This window comes from Bacillus sp. OK048 (assembly GCF_900103525.1).
In the GTDB taxonomy this organism is placed as follows: domain Bacteria; phylum Bacillota; class Bacilli; order Bacillales; family Cytobacillaceae; genus Neobacillus.
On sequence record NZ_FNHN01000002.1, the window covers coordinates 340,638 to 355,058 of the forward strand.

General features: G+C 39.4%; 18 protein-coding genes and 1 other annotated feature. Of the genes, 6 read left to right on the plus strand and 12 right to left on the minus strand.

What is annotated here, in order from left to right; genetic code table 11:
* The first annotated feature begins 224 nt into the window (after nt 1-224).
* Complete coding sequence (locus BLR86_RS05110; RefSeq protein WP_090758944.1) at nt 225-1,355, plus strand: IscS subfamily cysteine desulfurase; 1,131 nt, start codon at nt 225-227, stop codon at nt 1,353-1,355.
* A 35-nt stretch (nt 1,356-1,390) separates the two neighbouring features.
* Nucleotides 1,391-1,930 carry a transcription repressor NadR gene (locus BLR86_RS05115; protein ID WP_090758946.1) on the plus strand — a complete coding sequence of 180 codons (540 nt, stop codon included), beginning with the start codon at nt 1,391-1,393 and terminating at the stop codon, nt 1,928-1,930.
* Nucleotides 1,931-2,017: 87 nt separating this feature from the next.
* Here BLR86_RS05115 and pheA read toward each other — a convergent pair whose 3' ends face one another.
* From pheA to BLR86_RS05165, 10 genes are all read right to left on the minus strand, one after another.
* Complete coding sequence (pheA, locus tag BLR86_RS05120) at nt 2,018-2,866, minus strand: prephenate dehydratase (protein WP_090758948.1); 849 nt, start codon at nt 2,864-2,866, stop codon at nt 2,018-2,020.
* Nucleotides 2,867-2,914: 48 nt separating this feature from the next.
* Nucleotides 2,915-3,370, minus strand: a complete 456-nt coding sequence (locus tag BLR86_RS05125) for an ACT domain-containing protein (protein ID WP_090758950.1) — start codon at nt 3,368-3,370, stop codon at nt 2,915-2,917.
* A gap of 231 nt (nt 3,371-3,601) precedes the next feature.
* The gene (gene obgE, locus BLR86_RS05130) at nt 3,602-4,894 is read right to left on the minus strand and encodes a GTPase ObgE (protein ID WP_090758952.1); all 1,293 of its coding nucleotides are present in this window, start codon (nt 4,892-4,894) and stop codon (nt 3,602-3,604) included.
* Nucleotides 4,895-4,936: 42 nt separating this feature from the next.
* Complete coding sequence (locus BLR86_RS05135; protein ID WP_090758955.1) at nt 4,937-5,467, minus strand: Spo0B C-terminal domain-containing protein; 531 nt, start codon at nt 5,465-5,467, stop codon at nt 4,937-4,939.
* Nucleotides 5,468-5,680: 213 nt separating this feature from the next.
* A complete protein-coding gene (gene rpmA / locus BLR86_RS05140) occupies nt 5,681-5,974 on the minus strand; it encodes a 50S ribosomal protein L27 (protein WP_090758958.1) in 294 nt (97 codons plus the stop codon).
* A gap of 12 nt (nt 5,975-5,986) precedes the next feature.
* Nucleotides 5,987-6,316, minus strand: a complete 330-nt coding sequence (locus BLR86_RS05145) for a ribosomal-processing cysteine protease Prp (RefSeq protein ID WP_090758959.1) — start codon at nt 6,314-6,316, stop codon at nt 5,987-5,989.
* 15 nt (nt 6,317-6,331) lie between these two features.
* On the minus strand, nt 6,332-6,640 hold the full coding sequence (gene rplU / locus BLR86_RS05150; RefSeq protein ID WP_090758961.1) for a 50S ribosomal protein L21: 309 nt from the start codon (nt 6,638-6,640) through the stop codon (nt 6,332-6,334).
* Between the two features lie 12 nt (nt 6,641-6,652).
* Nucleotides 6,653-6,734, minus strand: a sequence feature (ribosomal protein L21 leader region).
* 48 nt (nt 6,735-6,782) lie between these two features.
* Entirely contained in the window at nt 6,783-8,243 is a 1,461-nt protein-coding gene (locus BLR86_RS05155) for an Rne/Rng family ribonuclease (protein WP_090758964.1), read from the minus strand.
* Nucleotides 8,244-8,288: 45 nt separating this feature from the next.
* On the minus strand, nt 8,289-9,155 hold the full coding sequence (locus BLR86_RS05160) for a M50 family metallopeptidase (protein ID WP_090758966.1): 867 nt from the start codon (nt 9,153-9,155) through the stop codon (nt 8,289-8,291).
* Nucleotides 9,148-9,939: a peptidoglycan DD-metalloendopeptidase family protein gene (locus BLR86_RS05165; RefSeq protein WP_368086751.1), complete on the minus strand. Its 792-nt coding sequence runs from the start codon at nt 9,937-9,939 to the stop codon at nt 9,148-9,150. The genes BLR86_RS05160 and BLR86_RS05165 overlap by 8 nt, the downstream gene beginning before the upstream one ends.
* 383 nt (nt 9,940-10,322) lie before the next feature.
* Here BLR86_RS05165 and BLR86_RS05170 point away from each other — a divergent pair, with 383 nt between their 5' ends.
* From BLR86_RS05170 to BLR86_RS05185, 4 genes are all read left to right on the plus strand, one after another.
* Nucleotides 10,323-10,544: a spike base protein, RCAP_Rcc01079 family gene (locus BLR86_RS05170; RefSeq protein WP_090758970.1), complete on the plus strand. Its 222-nt coding sequence runs from the start codon at nt 10,323-10,325 to the stop codon at nt 10,542-10,544.
* Nucleotides 10,544-11,215: a LamG domain-containing protein gene (locus tag BLR86_RS05175; RefSeq protein WP_090758972.1), complete on the plus strand. Its 672-nt coding sequence runs from the start codon at nt 10,544-10,546 to the stop codon at nt 11,213-11,215. The genes BLR86_RS05170 and BLR86_RS05175 overlap by 1 nt, the downstream gene beginning before the upstream one ends.
* Nucleotides 11,216-11,227: 12 nt before the next feature.
* A complete protein-coding gene (locus tag BLR86_RS05180) occupies nt 11,228-11,446 on the plus strand; it encodes a hypothetical protein (RefSeq protein ID WP_090758974.1) in 219 nt (72 codons plus the stop codon).
* Between the two features lie 117 nt (nt 11,447-11,563).
* Nucleotides 11,564-12,121, plus strand: a complete 558-nt coding sequence (locus tag BLR86_RS05185; protein WP_090758976.1) for a hypothetical protein — start codon at nt 11,564-11,566, stop codon at nt 12,119-12,121.
* Nucleotides 12,122-12,834: 713 nt separating this feature from the next.
* Here BLR86_RS05185 and minD read toward each other — a convergent pair.
* Together minD and minC are read right to left on the minus strand one after the other, a co-directional pair.
* A complete protein-coding gene (gene minD / locus BLR86_RS05190; RefSeq protein ID WP_090758978.1) occupies nt 12,835-13,638 on the minus strand; it encodes a septum site-determining protein MinD in 804 nt (267 codons plus the stop codon).
* 1 nt (nt 13,639) lies between these two features.
* Nucleotides 13,640-14,320 carry a septum site-determining protein MinC gene (minC, locus tag BLR86_RS05195; RefSeq protein WP_090758980.1) on the minus strand — a complete coding sequence of 227 codons (681 nt, stop codon included), beginning with the start codon at nt 14,318-14,320 and terminating at the stop codon, nt 13,640-13,642.
* Nucleotides 14,321-14,421: the final 101 nt, after the last annotated feature.

Consider the following 14,421-nt stretch of genomic DNA (forward strand, 5'->3'; position numbering starts at 1 on the left):
TCTCCTTTTCAGGAAACTACACTCACTGTGGCTTGAAAGCACGAACCAGTCTCATACAAAATGATTGGGATTCATTTTTGTATGATTTAGATCCACTGACTGTTTTGAGCTCCTGGATAAACAGGTGTCTTGACATCTATATTTGCATAGATTTAAACTAAATACAAGATTTTTTTATTATAGAATTTATAATGTTCAAAAAATATGAATAGTGGAGAATACGAATGATTTATTTTGATTTTGCGGCAACCACACCATTAGATTCAGATGTAGCAGAGGTTTTCGTTCAAGCCTCAACAGAATTTTATGGGAACTCAAACTCTCTCCATGATATCGGCGGGCAGTCACAAGATTTACTAGAGAATTGTCGTGAAGAACTGGCTAACCTTTTAGGTGTGAATAAAAAAGGATTGTACTTTACAAGCGGAGGTTCTGAAGGAAACTTTTTAGCCATTGAAGCACTTCTATCAGCCCTTAAAAAGCCTGGCAAGCACATTATTGCGGGAATGGCTGAGCACTCCTCCATCCATGGGGTCCTCAGCCGATTAGAAGGATACACTATTACCTTTTTGCCTCTCAATTCTTCTGGTCTCATTGACATCGAAGAATTAGAGCATTCGCTCACTCCCGAAACCATTTTAGTAACGGTACAGCATGTTAATTCTGAAATTGGCACGATTCAGCCCGTTGAGAGGATAGCTCGGATTTGCCAAGAGAATGACATCCATTTCCACAGTGATTTTGTACAATCATTTGGAAAAATAGATTTAAAAAAAGTGGCTCCGCTTGTAAGCAGCTTTTCTTTTTCGGGTCATAAAATTTACGGTCCAAAAGGAGTTGGTGGTGCCTATATTGATCCAGCGATTTCTTGGCGTCCATTTTTCCCAGGGGGTTCGCATGAAAGAGGATTCAGACCAGGAACTGTAAATGTTCCTGCTATTGCGGCGATGACGGCAGCTGCTCAAAAGATCCATACGCAACTATTTGATAGTAAGGATAAATTCATTGCGCTGCGTGCTGCCTTAATGGAGACACTTGAACCTATTAAGGAATTAGTCCATATCCATCAAGCTGATCAATCCTCACAGTTACCTTCGATCATCGGCTTAGGGATTTCAGGGATTGAGGGGCAATGGATGATGTTGGAATGCAACCGGTATGGGTTTGCGATTTCAACCGGAAGTGCTTGTCAAATTGGCATGCAAACTCCAGCAAAAGTAACAGAAGCTTTAGGCTTGAGCCTACAAGTGGCGAAAGAATTTATCCGCATTTCTTTTGGTAAGTCCACTAAGATGGAAGATGTTGTAAAACTCGGCGAAACGATTGTAGATATCGTAAAAAGATTTAAGAACTAGAAACTATGTTAAAATAGAAAGTTGAGGTGAAAATTATGGCTGAACAAAAAAAGATCTTAGGAGATGAACGGAGAGCTCACATTCTTGAGTTGCTAAAAGACAGCCCTATACCGCTTACTGGCAGCGAGTTAGCAGCACGAACGAATGTAAGCAGGCAAGTGATTGTTGGAGATATTACACTCCTTAAAGCAAAAGACGAACCCATCATCGCAACAAGTCAGGGCTATTTGTATTTTAAGCAAAACACTGGTACTCATTCTTTTGAACGAACCATCGCCTGCAGACACTTACCGGAAGATACATTAAAAGAGCTAAATTTACTCGTGGATCATGGGGTTTTGGTAAAGGATGTTAAAATCGAACATGCGGTTTACGGTGATTTAACTGCCTCGATCATGGTATCAAATCGCCAAGAGGTCAAGCAATTTATGGATAATATTCAAACGACGCAGGCCTCGTTATTATCAGAATTAACCGGCGGCATCCATCTTCATACAATCGCGGCATCTAGTGTACAAACCCTCGACAAAGCCGAAGCGGCATTAAAAGAGGCTGGTTTTTTAATTGAATACTAAACATTAGGTAGCCAATCCTGGTATTGGCTACCTTTGTATATGACACTTACTAAATGCAAAAAAGTACCGAGCCTCTGCCCGATACTTTTACTCAACCATTTTAGATGGATAGCTTCCCAATAACTTTACACCGCAGCCAAGTGCTTCCAGCTCGGCTATTGCACCTGGAATCAAAACTTCATCCAGTTTCATTTCCAAATCAATAATGAAGAAGTAATTGCCAATCCCCGTTTTCATTGGTCTTGATTCAATTTTAGAAAGATTAATCTTTCGCCAAGCAAACGCAGAAAGAACCATGTGCAGCGTTCCAGCTTTGTCAGTAGGAAGAGTGACCATCAAAGTTGTTTTATAATGAGAGGAACCGCTCAATTCTTCAAAATCCAAAACTTGTTCTGATAGAACAAAAAAGCGGGTATGGTTATGGTCGAAATCATGAATGTCACGCTGAACAATCGACAATTCATATTCCTCGGCTGCCAATTCATTCGCGATGGCGGCAACACGCAATTCCGGATGGTCTGTCACCATCTTTGCTGCTGCAGCTGTTGAGCTGACACTTTCATAAGGTATTCCATGGAATTGAGTATGTAAAAATTTATGGCATTGTGCAATCGCATGCGAGTGACTATACACCTTATGCACATCCTGCCAATTTTCCAGATTATCCGGGTGAACCATCAAATGCTGCTTAATAGGAATCGTAATTTCCCCGACAATCGGCAATTGGACCACATGTGTTAAGTAATCTAATGTAATATTAACCGTACCTTCAAGGGTATTTTCAACTGGAACAACCGCTAGATCTACCTTTTCGCTAACAACGGCATCCATCGATTCAGGAATGGTCCGAAATGGTTCAAGCTCGAATCCAGGAAAAACCTTTTTCACAGCTAATTCAGTGAATGTTGCCTTTGGTCCTAAAAAACCAACTTTCATGTTTTCACACACTCCCATACAAAAATCTCTGTCTGTTGTTAAAAATTACTATGCGCCTGTCCCAAGCACTTCCACTTTTTCTACAAATTCAAGCTTTCGTAATTCTGACAGTAGCTCATCTATATCGGTGGAAATTTCTGTTGTATTCAGTGAAAGTGTAACATTTGCCCTTCCTTGCAGTGGAATGGTTTGATGGATCGTCAATACATTGCACCCAGAAGAAGCAACTACACCAAGCAGCTTTGATAATGTACCGGAACGGTCCTCAAGATGAAAAAAGAGCGTTACTAGTCGTTCCTTTACAATCGTGGAAAATGGAAAAACCGTATCCCTATATTTATAATAAGCACTTCTGCTTAAATCCACTTGTTGAACAGCATCCCAAATAGACTCTGCCTTTCCTCTTTCCAGCATTTCTTTGACATCTAATGTTTTCTTCATAGCCTCAGGCAAGACATCTTCTCGAATTAAGTAAAATTTTTTATCAAATTTTTCATTTTTCATTTCTCATCCCCACCTGACACGAAAAGCGTAAGCGCCTTGTCCAGGGGCAACAGGCATAAGGCGAGCCGGCGAGAAGGTTGATTTTACCTTCTTGACGGATTGACTTAGACCTGAGAGCCCCTAGGCGCTGAAGCTAAACAATTCTCAAAGTCAAATTCATTTACTTATCTAAACAAAAAGCTTAGCGCCATTCTTGAGAAATCATCATGGCGCCTTCAGCTAGAATTTCTACTACTCAACAAATTCAAATTCAAATTCTAATAATTTAACCGTATCCCCATCTTTTGCACCTTTTTTCCTCAAAGCCTCGTCAACACCGAGACCACGAAGCTGCCTTGAAAAACGTCTAATCGATTCATCTGTTTGGAAATTAGTCATCTTAAACAGCTTTTCAATCTTTTCCCCTGACACAACAAATGCGCCATCTGGCTCTCTCGTAATATAGAAGGCCTCTGGATCCGCCTCATGCTTGTAAAGAACGCGATTAATACCTGTTTCGTCTTCTTCTTCATGATCAAGCGGAAATTCAGGAGTCTGCTCGATTTTGTCGGCAATCGAAAATAATAGCTCTCTCAAGCCTTTTCTTGATAAAGCTGAAATTGGAAAAATCGGAAAATCTTCTTCGAGGCGTTCTTTAAATTTTTGCAAATTTTCTTCTGCTTCCGGCATGTCCATTTTATTGGCAACAATAATTTGTGGACGCTCCGTTAAGCGCAGATTATACTCTTCTAGCTCTTTATTAATGGTCAGAAAATCATCATAAGGATCGCGGCCTTCCATCGCAGCCATATCAATGACATGAACGATCACTCTTGTCCGTTCAATATGTCGTAAGAATTGATGTCCTAGCCCTACACCTTCACTAGCGCCCTCGATCAATCCTGGAAGGTCTGCCATTACGAAGCTTCTGTTATCCTCTGTTTCAACCATTCCAAGGTTTGGAACAATGGTTGTGAAATGATACTCGGCAATTTTAGGTTTTGCTGAAGAAACAACTGATAATAGTGTGGATTTGCCTACACTCGGGAAGCCGACTAAGCCAACGTCTGCAAGCAACTTTAATTCAAGGATGACGTCGCGCTCCAGCCCTGGTTCACCATTTTCAGCAAGCTCTGGCGCAGGGTTTGAAGGGGTCGCAAAACGCGAATTTCCCCGTCCTCCACGTCCGCCTTTCGCAATGACAGCACGTTGTCCATGCTCAACAAGGTCAGCAATAACTTCTTTTGTTTCTGCATCCATAACTACGGTGCCTGGTGGTACTTTAACAATCATATCTTTAGCGTTTTTGCCGTGTTGATTTTTGGACATGCCATGCTCACCACGAGGCGCTTTCCAATGGCGTTGATAACGGAAATCCATTAACGTACGTAAGCCCTCATTTACTTCAAATACAACATCGGCACCTTTACCGCCGTCTCCGCCAGCAGGTCCGCCCATCGGAACATATTTTTCACGGCGAAACGCGACCATTCCATTGCCGCCGTCGCCACCTTTTACATAAATCTTCGTTTGATCGACAAACATGTGAATCCTCCTGATATAACTGATAACGAACGAAAACTAGCCTTATACCACTGGCATAAAAACTTCTAGCCCTAGTTCGCTTTCTGAGAATTCCTTTACGATGACATCTATTTCAGATACAACGAGGAATTGTTCAATCAGTTCTTTTTTTATTATTATTCCGCTAAAATCAAAAAAGAAACAAACTCCATCTGATTGCGGTTGAATTGTTATTGATAAATGATTTTCTTGAAAGGCCTCAATTGCCTGATCTAAGCAAACAAACAAGGATTTTGTCCAATCAGACAGTTTTTTATCATTTATTTTCACTGCTTCTACATCGGTAAATACCTCATATTCAAGCTGAAATAAATGTTTCTCCCAATTTGATTTTAAAAGCAAGGAGGCAAATAGTGGAAATTGAAAATTAGTAAGCTTCGATTCATGCTGTACTTCAATAACAATTTCATTTATATATGCTTTTGCCCGGTCAATTCTATTTAAATCCAAGTTTCCTTTGATTAACTGCAGCCTGTTCAGCCAATCATGCCGCGAATGCCGCAGTACTTCAACGATATCCCATTCTTTCTCCATAACCCGCACTCCTAGCTTAAATGTCGAAAAAACTATTTTCTGTTAGTATATCAAAAAAGTTCCCTTGAGTAAGCAATTTTAGCGAATGTTTTCCAATTGAGGTATTATGAAGCATGTTCCGGGAGGTCAAATCTGAGTTTTAATTGGATATTTTTTCCTTATAGATTAAAAAAGAAAACCCTAACCATTCAGGTTAGAGTTTTCACTGAAAGCTTACGCTTCTTGAGCTGTTGGATAAACACTTACTTTTTTACGGTCACGACCAAAACGTTCGAATTTTACAACGCCGTCGATTTTCGCAAATAGAGTGTCGTCACCGCCACGTCCTACGTTTTCACCTGGGTAAATCTTTGTACCGCGTTGACGGTAAAGGATTGAACCACCAGATACGAATTGACCATCTGCACGCTTAGCGCCAAGGCGTTTTGATTGAGAGTCACGTCCGTTTCTTGTAGAACCTACTCCCTTTTTGGAAGCGAAGAGTTGAAGATCTAATTTTAATAACATGTATTCCACCTCCTACTTTTTGAAGGTTATTTTTATGTGCTTGTCGTACTCTTCTTCAATTGTTTGTAATGATATAATCATACTTTCTATAAGAAGTTGTACTTTCTCATTAATGTCTTCCGGAAGATTATCCGGAACAACACAGCGGAGAAAGCCGTCTCCCTGCTCAATCTCTGGCGTGACACCTGTTAAGGCGTGCACAGCATTGATTGCGCCAACGGATACTGCGGACGCGCCTGCACAGACAATATCCTTGCCCCGATTAGCGAAGAATGCATGACCACTTATTACAAATGATTGAATCGATTCGGATTCAGTACGATTAATCGTAATATTAATCATCTATTACCCAACACCTTACGCGTTGATCGCTTCGATCACAACTTTAGTGTATGGCTGACGATGACCTTGCTTTTTACGGTTGTTTTTCTTCGCTTTGTATTTGAAAACGATGATTTTCTTAGCGCGACCTTGTTTTTCAACTTTAGCTGTAACAGTAGCATCTGCCACTAATGGGCTGCCTACTTTTACATTTTCACCGCCAACGAATAATACCTTATCAAATGTAACTGTTTCGCCTGCTTCTGCGTTAAGCTTCTCGATGTAGATAGCTTGACCAGCTTCTACTTTGATTTGCTTACCACCTGTTTCGATAATTGCGTACATAACTGCACCTCCTTATAAACTCAGACTCGCCATATGCAGGTGCTTCTGCTAACGCAAAAGACTTAATACCTGTGATGTGCGGTTGTAGCACGGGTGCTACAAACATAACATTAAAGATTTTATCATGTTGTAGGCATTAGTGTCAATAGGGGTCTTCTGCTTTTCCCGCTATCTCTGCAAGATTTCCAAATTGTTTTAAAACATAGTGGTGATGGTGGGATGGCTGGATTGAAAAGTATACTTTCATAAGTATCCATTCTTCTAGCATTTCTAAATGAGGCAGTATTGCCTCTTTTACTTCTTTTGTTGTTTCAATTAATACCGCTTCTGCATCTGAATTCCGATGTTCAAGCAATTCACGTTCTAACCGAAAAGCAATGGTCTCTGCACTTAAAACCCTGCCAGTCCCGTCACAAACTGGACATTTCATCTGAAGAGCTTCTGACAGCGATACCTTTGTTTTCTTCCTTGTCAGCTGCAGAATTCCCAATGAAGTAAAGCCCATGATTTTTGTTACCGTTTTATCATTTTGTAATTCGGCTTTTACCGTCTCCAAGATGGAAAGCCTGTCCTTTTCACTTTTCATATCAATAAAGTCGACGAGAACAATCCCCCCGATATCACGAAGCTTAAGCTGGCGGGCAATTTCGATGGCAGCAAGCGTATTTGTTTTTACGACTGTATCCTGATAATCATGTTTACCCGAGAACTTGCCGGTATTAACATCAATCACTGTTAAAGCTTCGGTTTCATCAAAAATCAGATAAGCACCTTTGTCGAGCCAGACGATACGTTTAAGAGCCTTGTCGATTTCATGTTCAATTCTATGTACAGCGAAGACATTTTCTTTTCCATTATAATAGGTAATGTTTATATTGGGATATCTATCATCGAGGACTTTTTTAAGAGAAAGATCATCGATTATCACTTCACCATCAGACATTTGAGCAATGGAATCAAAGACCATTTCCGTAAAGCTATCCTTTAGATAAACAATTCCCGGCTTTTTAAGCACAGCCGTTTTATCCTTCAATTCTACAGCCAAAAGGCGAAGTTTGTTGAGTTCGTTTTTTATTTCCTCTTCGGTCGCAGAAGTACTTGATGTTCGAAAAATAAGTCCTTCTTCTTCTGTTTTAAGTCGCATGCCTAAACGGCGGAGATTTTCCTTTTCATTTACAATCTTTTTAGAGACTGCCACATAACGACCTTGCGGCATATAAATAAGGTTCATTCCTGTAAGTTCAATAATCCCCGTTACTTTTGGCCCTTTAACACCTGTCGCGTCCTTTTCTACCTGTACCAATAATTTTTCACCCTGATTAACGAAGGATGTTACACTTTTCTTCTCTTTATCGATACTCCGCTCTGGTGATAATATATACTTAGCCAGCAAATCACGATGTAAATAGGCGTTTTTTACCTCGCCAATATCGATAAAAGCTGCATTCATCCCCGGCAGAACCTTGGTTACGGTCCCATAATAAATATTACCGACCAGAGATTGCTGCTCTGGTCGGTCAATAATAACTTTTTCTACTATATTATCCCTGACATAAGCAAATCGCTTTTCTCTTGATACTGCATTTATAATTAATTTATCCAATCGAACTTCCTCGCTTTATTTACTAATTGTCTATATTATAACCCTTTAGTAAGAAAAAAGAAGGTCGCTGATTTTATCAGTTAACCGTTTTTCGGAAAAATACGCATGGAGAAGTTCATTTTCATCTAAGAAGCCTTTTTCTTTGCCATCACTCTCGACAATGATTGGATGCTTACAACCCCTCTGGAATTTTTCTAACACATCAATCAACAGGTCTTGTTCATTTGCCTGAATGGGTTTTAGCGCTTGGAGGTCGCTCTTTTTACCATAGTAGCGTTCGAGTAGAAATCTCATAAAGATATAGCGACGCTGCTTCCATTCATGATAAAGCGAGAAAAGTAAAAAGCATACGATAATCCAAACATTTATTTGCTCTGGGGCAGATAGCAGGGTAAAAACAGAAAAGATTCCCACGCTTAAGAAGGAAATTATTAAGGTTAAACGGTGTGCAATCGGAAATGATTTTTTTAAAGAAAGAAGCATGAAAATAAGCTTTCCGCCATCCAATGGCCAAACAGGAAAAAGATTGAAGATCAAGATCATGGCATTGTATTGAAAAAATAATTGATACAAATCCTCAGAAATCATCCCAAAAGATTGCAGTACGTATGCTAAGACAACCATCCAAATGTGCTGGAGTGGTCCTGCAATCACAACAATTGCCTCCTCCTTTAACGGCCGATTTCCGTGCTCCTCCATCTCGGCGACACCTCCAAAGGGGAGGAGGGTAATCTTTTTTATTCTCCAGGAAAAAAAAGAAGCCGCAGCAGCATGCCCCATTTCATGGATGAAAATGATACCTATCAAAAGGCATAGCTCAAAAAAATGTGCTGTAGCAATCGATATTGCAATGACAATCCATAACAACGGATGAATATAGACCTGTTGTAATAAACGTAAGAAACTATTCAAAGCGTATCACCTGAATTGGGTCAATGAATTCATCGCCCTTTTTAATGGCAAAATAATAGGTGCCCTTCGATTTGTCTTCTCCTGTTGACTCAGAAGCTGTACCTACTACGGTTGCTGTTGCAATAAACTCATATAAACTAACCTTGATTTCATTGAGATTTCCATACGTGGTCTGTGTTTGATCAGGGTGCTGAATGATAACGGTTTTCCCAGTATCTTCCTTAACACCCGCAAAAACGACATTCCCTTCATTCATCGCTTCGATCGGTGCCCCTTTTGTAGTTTCAATCATGATTCCCTGTCCATTTTTCTCGAAATTTTCGAGGACTTTCCCTGAAAAAACAGGAACATCATGATCTTTTTCAACTACGTTTTTTCCAGATTGCTTGCCATCTTCGGTAAACGGAAGAAGTGCCAATGGCTTACCAAATTGATCTTCATACCATTTAGATACCGTAGCAAATTTAAAATCCTGCTCCATGGTTTTCATTACAAAATCCTTTGCTGGAGAAAATGTTGCTGTGTTTTCTCGGAACATGATGGCGATCACCAAAAATAAAACAGCAGATGCCAAGACTTTGAAAATGAAAACTTCCTTTTTAAATAAGGGATGGACGACGTCGTCCTTCCCTGGTTCATAAGAAGAATAATGATTAAAACCATATTTTTCATCATCTCCTGGCCAAGTAATCCCCCGATCAGGACCTTTTACTGTTGATCCACCATTATCTTTTTTTCGCTTCGCTATTCTCCGCCGTATTTCCTCAGGAGTTGACCTCATCATACCCACCAACCTTTAGACAGCTTTTTGTACAAGTCTATGTGGTTGTCTGCAACAGTATGACTAGAGATTATAAGAGACGTTATTCAAGATTTTTTATTGTTACAAAATTTATTGCCATTTAATGTATTACTATTTTGCATTTATATATGTAGCGTTTTAATTTGGAATTAACCATCCCAACCTATGCTCCCAAATCAAGTATTTCAATTCACCCTCTAAAGTGGAGGGCAACAACCTCGGCCATTAAATTCTCCTCTAAAAACTTTTCCAATCCATAACTCACGTGCGTGCTACATCACAAAGTCAGTCCTGGTGCGCAATGAAGATTTCAATCTACTCAAGTGAAGTGCGACAAATCTGCTGTCACACTAACGAGGAGTAATATGACAGATGCGCTTGCGGTTGTACCGAGTGATACAACAGACCTAGCGAAGGGTGTGACTAAAGGGATTTTCGTGGGTGTTTCTGGCGATGTAAGAGTTGACCTTTCAAGTGGTACAATCATTACTTTGAAAGGTCTTGCTGCAGGTGTCATTCATCCAATTGCAGTCAAAAGAGTATATGCAACAAACACAACAGCACTGGAGATTGTAGGTGTATATTGATGATTGGTATCGCATTATCAAAAGACAATTCGTATCATAATGCAGTAAAAAGAGGTCCTAGCGAATTAACATTTGACGGTGTGGACGATTATATTGAAACGGATTTTATTCCAAGTTCAGAAAATTTAGGACAGGCTTTTACTTGGGAATTTTGGAACTATTATAACACGGTCTCTGGTGTAGCGGGTTCTCATGGAAATGATGGTTCAACTCCAAGATTTTACACTCAGGTAACTCATCGAGGAATTTTGAGGGTTGCAATTGGTGATAAGTTTTTGGATTTACCAAGTGACACAGTAGTTGCTGGAAAATGGACACACATAGCACATGTGTTTGATCGCGGAACTGTATATACGTATGTGGACGGTATATTAGTAAATAAACTTGTAGATGTAATATATAATGGGCACTCTACCCTTTTCAACATGGGAAGAGGTTACACACGTTCAAGACATATCAACGGTAGAACCAAAGAACACCGAATATGGACTACTGCAAAATCCCAACAAGAAATCATCGATAACATGAATAAAGAATTAAAGGGAAATGAACCAGGGCATTTACGATACTGGAAACTCAATGAGGGTGCAGGGAATAACGTGCGAGAGTATTCCGTTAACACATCAAATCGAAAGACAGAAACGGTTTATGGAGCTATTTGGAAATATTAGGAGGTTTTCACCATGATGAAAGTTTTCGAAATTCGATCGCCACAGGGAGTTCTGCGACAGGAGTTCTACAGTGGTGTAAAGGAAAAGTTAGTTACACCAATGCTTGAACAATTTGTTAACAACGAAGAATGGTATCAAATTAATTATCATGAATGTTATAACGATGAAGGAAAACCTTGTGAGCCTTGGGAAACAGTCGCTCAAAAGGGTGAGTTACCACAAGGGGAATAGTCACACTAAAGAAAGTCTATTCGATGCTCTGAATGGTGTAGGATTGATTTAACAAATATTTCAAAAGGTATTCTCCCTTTTTTAGCGAATTATCGTTAAGGAGGAGAGGTGTTGTAAATGGATACAGTAAAACAATTGAGATTGACTTATATTCATCATGGACTTAGAGAGTCTAATAAAAGATTGAAAGAAGCCTTAAACGCTTCTGATCCTAACAGTCTACCTATAACTACTTCTTTGAGTGAAGTAATATTCTGGCTGAATGTCGCTGATGAGTGGCACTTTAGAAATAGGAATACTAAGGGCTCATACACAAAATTAAGGAAAAAAGAAATAGGAGGACAATGTCTATTAGGTTTAAGACATGCTTTTAACTCGTTAAAACATGAAATGTCTTTTATAAAACTAATTCGTTCAGTCGAAAATAAACCTTTGTTTGAAGGTAGTGGTTATGTTGTTGAAGACTACTCTAAAGAAATCATTTGGTTAAAAGCTAAAGGATTGATTGATAAAAGGAAAAATGAGGATAAATTAAACCTAAAAAATTATAGAAGGTATTTAGAAGGGAAAAATGTTCCAAAAACTATAGAAGAAGCAACAAGATTTTTGTATGAACGTTTCACGGAAACTAAGACCGAACATTTTCAAAATAATAAATTTACAGTATCTAGCTAACGAAGTTCTTATGTGAGTTAGAATTCAATCCACGCACTCACGAGGAGTGCGACAGTGATTTTTAACCAAAAAGGTAAATAAAGTGGTTTTTTTAGTTATCAAATCGCGATTTTCCTTAATTTCGTAAGAACTAATTATAATAAATAAATAAATTTTATTCTTTCAATACAGTATTAGCCCAAAAATGATTTTCTTGGCCCCATTTCACAAATAATGTCAATTCTATTTCACCAGTTAAATTCACTATACATTAATAAAATTTACAAAAAAATGCAGTAATTTCACAAAATGTTCAACAATTATTGGCAGGTGCAATATGGTCAGATACATATTAAAAATCCTGTCCACATAAAAATGTGGGCACTGAAAAAGTTCGCATAACAAAAAAAGGTAGAAGTCTCAAATATTTGAGATTTCTACCTTTTTCTATTGTTTATCGGACTCTCATTCACTCTATGAGTGACGGTTCTCTCTACTTTTAGCAGTTTTCGGGCTCTCATTCACTCTATGAGTGACGGTTCTCTCTACTTTTAGCAGTTTTCGGGCTCTCATCCACTCTATGAGTGACCGCGCACTCTACTTTTAGCAGTTACCGGGCTCTCATCCACTCTATGAGTGACCGCGCTCTCTTCTTTTAGCCGATTTCGGGCTCTCATCCACTTTTATGCAGTTTTTCAGTTCCCCACATAAAACAGGACAGGCTAATCGAATATCTATCTTACACCAAAAAACTTCTTAATTTTCCCAAAGACACTTTTGTTTGTTTCTTCCAGCGCCTGTAGCGGTATGGATTCCCCGAGGATGCGTCTGGCTATATTGCGGTAGGCAATGGATGCTTTGCTATTTGGATTTAAGGCAATCGGTTCGCCGTGATTGGAAGCTTTGATGACTTCCTCATCATCTGCCACGATGCCAATTAACTCAATCGACAAATGAGCAGTGATTTCATCCACATCTAACATATCGCCGCTTTTCATCATATGATTACGAATTCGGTTTATCACCAATTTCGGTGCCTCAATCGTCTTAACCTTTTCTAACAGACCAATGATTCTATCAGCATCTCGTACGGCTGATACTTCCGGTGTAGTTACCACGATGGCTCGATCTGCACCGGCAATAGCATTTTGGAAGCCTTGTTCAATTCCGGCAGGACAATCAATAATAATATAATCATAGTCTTGCTTTAGTTCATTCATAAGTTTGTGCATCTGTTCTGGCTTAATAGCTGATTTATCAACTGTTTGCGCTGCTGGCAGCAAATACAATAAATCTTCGAATCTTTTATCTTTGACGAGGGCTTGATGGATTTTACATCTACCTTCCACCACATCTACAAGGTCATATATGATTCGATTTTCCAGCCCCATTACAACATCTAAATTTCGAAGGCCAATATCCGTATCCACTAAGCATACTTTTTTGCCTTGAAGGGCCAAAGCTGTACCAATATTAGCAGAAGTCGTGGTTTTTCCGACGCCACCCTTACCGGATGTAATTACTATTGCCTCTCCCACATTAATGTCCCCCTTCGAATCTATTTAAATTAGGCCTTAAATTTATTAAAACTTGCAATCTATCTACGATGATTTGATGGTTATCGTCGATGTACGCACATTCCATTTCACGCTTTTCGTTTATCCCTGCATAATCTGGTGCACGATTGATACAATCGTGAATCCTCAGCTGCGAGGGCTGCATGCTAGATGCGGTAATAACCGCTTGATCATTCCCCAAAACCCCTGCATGAGCGATGCCCTTTAAGGCACCCATGATAAAAATATTTCCTCCTGCCATCACGGTTCCACCTGGGTTTACATCGCCGATTAGAAGTAAATCTCCTGGGACTTCTAGTACTTGTCCTGAACGGATAATTCGCGAAACAGTAACGACCTCATTTTCTGCTTTAAGCTTGTCTACTTCTGCTCTTGTGACCACATTTGTTACAATATCATCTACCACTAAGTTCTTTTTTTGGCGGATAAGCTCTTTTATTTCTTCACGTTGAGCATCGGTTAAATACCTATTGCCAACATCGACTTTCACAGGTGTTAATGGACGCTCAACCTGGGTTGTTTGATTTGCTGAAAGTTTTTCATCGAGCTCCTTTTGCAGCTCCTGATAGGAGCAACTATCATCAAGATGAAGGACAATTCCATCCTTCGTACCTTTAATCGTAACATTTTGTCGCTTTTTCATGGAGAAAACTCACCTCAAATAATAAGAAACACATTAGTGCCCAGAAATTGACACCTAACAAGCCAGAGACACACTTTTATTATACAATTCGACACGCTTTG